The sequence below is a fragment of the Candidatus Cloacimonas sp. genome (genome assembly GCA_039680785.1).
Classification (GTDB): Bacteria; Cloacimonadota; Cloacimonadia; order Cloacimonadales; family Cloacimonadaceae; genus Cloacimonas.
This window is the reverse complement of the sequence record JBDKSF010000006.1, coordinates 1-3,695: the sequence shown is the minus strand read 5'-3', so window position 1 is coordinate 3,695 and position 3,695 is coordinate 1. Positions and strand designations below refer to the sequence as shown.

Below are 3,695 nucleotides of genomic sequence, written 5' to 3'. Positions count from 1 at the left end.
ATGATGTTGCAGCTGCCATAATTTATGCCACCGATAATGGATGTAATGTAATTAATATGAGTTGGGGAGATCCAGATTATTCTTCCATCATAGCTGACGCTTGTGAATATGCATATAGCAAGGGGGTTGTTTTAGTTGCCTCCGCAGGAAATGATGGAACCGCGGGTTTAAGTTATCCTGCCAAACTTTCCAATGTTATTTCAGTTGGTTCGGTTAACAATGCCAAGCAGCTTTCCACTTTTTCCAGTTATGGAGTCGATTTGGATATTGTCGCTTTAGGTGAAAGAGTTCTTTCCACCTACAAACTTGATCAGAGTGAACAATATTTTAGAATGGATGGCACTTCTATGAGCGCTGGTTTTGTATCAGGAGCCGCTGCATTACTTTTATCTTTACATCCGGGTTTAAGTCCCTCCGAAGTGCGTTCCATTATGTTAAATTCTACCGATGATTTATATTCAGTTGGTTTTGATGTTAAAACAGGGCATGGTTTATTGAATGTAAAAAAAATGCTGGATAATCTTGATCCTCCCTATCTGGAAATAACCAATCCTCCAGATCAATTAGGAATCAGCAGTTCGGTTCCTATCATCGGTTCTGTTTACGGTTCCGATTTTGCCAATTATACATTATGTTATAAAAAGGAAAACGATACTAACAATTCTGATTGGAAAGATGTTACCAGTCATTCAGCCGACCCGATTCTTCACTTTGAGCAAGTTCACAACGGAGAATTAGCCAATTTCTATATTCCCGAATACTTTCCGGAAGGTAAATACCTGCTCCGTTTGCAATATGAAAAGACCTTGAACAATATGAACCGTTACAACTATTTCAGAACAGTCATTGTAGATCGAACCGCTCCCGTTTTAAGAACGGAGACCGTTTCCGGATTTAGCCGTTGGACTCAACAAAATTTGCAGTATTATATCTCCGCCAATTTTGATGAAGTTGTTAATGCCTGCCTCAAGATTACCGCTTCCAACGGCAATATTTATAACATTTATTCCACTGCCACCGATAGCATCCAAATTTGGAAACTGCCTTCCTATCTTCCCGAAGGATATATAAATCTACAAATAGAAGCTACCAATTTAGCAAACCTAAGCTCCGTTTCCAATGTCTTTGCCAATTTTATGAACATTCATTATGTCTTAATCTCAAATTATGGCTATTCCAAAAAAATTATTGGTCCACCCCAAAAACCATTATTACACAAAAGGGACTACGACAATAATGGTATAGATGAATATGTTTCTATGGAAATTGCGGAAAGCGGATATGGACCCGTTAAAGTTTTTGAACCTCACTTAGGAGCACACATCTTAAAACATAATTTCAATGATTCTTTTTGGCCTCTCGACATAGGTTCCACTTATACGACAGGTTCCAAAAATGAATTGTTATTATTAAGAGTTGAAAATGCCGAAATGTGGCTTACTCCACAGGGAGGAAATTATCCCGATAATAGTGCTGACAGTTTAGTAATTGCTTTGGATACAGGAATTTCGGGAGGCGTGATGGCCGATTATGATAACGATGGCAAAACCGAAATCCTATTGGTTAAAAATTTACCTAACGAACGCGTCATTCAAGCATACAAAAGAATTTCCACGGGTGCCTTAGTGCAAAGAAACACTATCAGCAATCCCACTACCACCTTTAGCCGTAATAATTTCGTTCCTACCATCATTGTAGAAAATCTGGACCGTGATAACTATCCTGATATTTTATGTGCCGATACAGATGGCGATGTAATGATTTTTGAAATCATCAATTCCTCCGAATACCATTTACGCTGGTCAACTCGAATGCCTGTTGGAAATACTTATTCACTTACTACCGGCGATTTTAACGGCGATGGCAACATTGATTTTTTTGTAGCAGGATATACAACTGACACAGAAAATCAAGATTTGAATTTCTGGTTCTGCCGGGGATTCAAAAATACCGGTAATAATACTTACACTTCTATGGGCGATATTATGTTCAACGAGGTCTCTTCGCTCAATTCCATCACTTGTGCAGATATTGATAAAGATGGCTCCGCTGAAATCATTTTAGCGCTTACCCCCAATTTATATGTTCTTAAATACATCAACAACCAATTTTCTCCTGTTTTTTATAACCAATGTTTTCGCAATTACCAAGTTAGCACTTGGGAAGATGAAAATGGAACAGTGCGTATTTTGGCTAATGTAAAAACCGAGGCAGATAGCGTCTATATGGCTGAATGGTCTCCCGTAGAACCCTTTACAGGACCAGCCACTCCGGCAAATTTAACCGTTAAACCCCTAAATGAAAATTCCATAAATGTTGCTTGGACTTCTACAGGTTCGCCGGAATATGCGTTATATCGAAAAGATGACGAGGGCAATACAATTTTGTTAACTGTAACAGGTGTTACCAATTATACCGATACAGGTCTGCAAACGGGAAAAGTTTATCAGTATGCAATCGCCTCCAGAGACCCATCTTGTCCTCAGGTAGAAAGTATTTTGGGTCCTTGGATGGAAGGTATTCCATTACCTAACCCGGAAGTAGTGCAAATTTCTTTCGCTGGGCAAAAAGAATTGCGTTTATTGTTCAATCAGGCAATGCCCAATGATTTCATTAACCCTTCTCATTATTTTGTCAATGCCGGTATGGGTAATCCTGTCTCTGCCAATAGCATATCCGGAAATTTCGGCATCCAACTAAGATTTCGAAATAGTTTTCCATCCATCGATTCTCTGTTTGTAATTGAGCTAAGAAATTTAACCGGAATCAGCGGTGTTGAACCAATTCAGATGTCTTACTCTTTTCCTTATCAGGAAGATGTAATTCCTCCCGAAATACTTAGTGTGAATGTTTTGCCCTCTAAACAAGCAATTTTGGTAACTTTCAGCGAAGAAATATCACCCAATCCAGCTTTGCATCTTGCCAATTATATTTTACACTGTCCCCAAAATGATCCCGCTAATCAAATAGATACCTTGGCCTTTTCAGTAGATAAGGTCACCATCACTTTTACCCAAAGGTTACAATTTAGCAATTATGCTTACTACTTGGAAATTAATAATTTAACCGATTTGGCCGGTAACTTAATTTTGCCGCAAGGAAATTTAGCCCGCTTCGGCATTCAAAACATCAACAATCTTGATCATTTGAATGTTTTCCCAAATCCAGTAACTCCCAAACATCCACAGGAAGCCATCTTTATTAATTTCCCCGTAAATAAAAAAGGCAAAATTGCAATTTATAGCAGCAGCGGACAACTCGTTTTCAAAGATGAGCTGGGACCTTTTATTGAAGGCAGCAATAATATCACCTATACTTGGAATCTGAAAAATAATGATCAGCGACCCGTTTCCAGTGGGGTCTATTTTTATGTTGTAGAGATGGGTGGAAAATTCAAACGCGGAAAACTTGCCATCATTAAATGAATTTTGCCTATTTCAGTCACCGATTTAGTTTAGAAAAGGAATATCTCTTTCTTGCGCGCTAAAATAATTTTCTTTCATGTGCCATTTCTGCGTGTGCCGAATCACCAATTAGCCACTATAGGTGATGGCATATCCTTTCTTTGCTTTTATAAAATAATCTCTTCCCATCAGTTATGATATGTTCTGGAAAATAATCGTTAGTTGGTATCATTTACCTATCTTTACGCTGATTTTGACGCTTTTCTTTCTCTTGCTCAATGTTTTGGATGG

General features: G+C 38.3%; 1 protein-coding gene. It reads left to right on the top strand.

The genetic code is table 11. The annotated features are described in order from the left end of the window. Nucleotides 1-3,425 (top strand): S8 family serine peptidase (locus tag ABFC98_00185; GenBank protein ID MEN6444448.1); only part of this gene is annotated, 3,425 nt, incomplete at its 5' end. Nucleotides 3,426-3,695 lie beyond the last annotated feature (270 nt).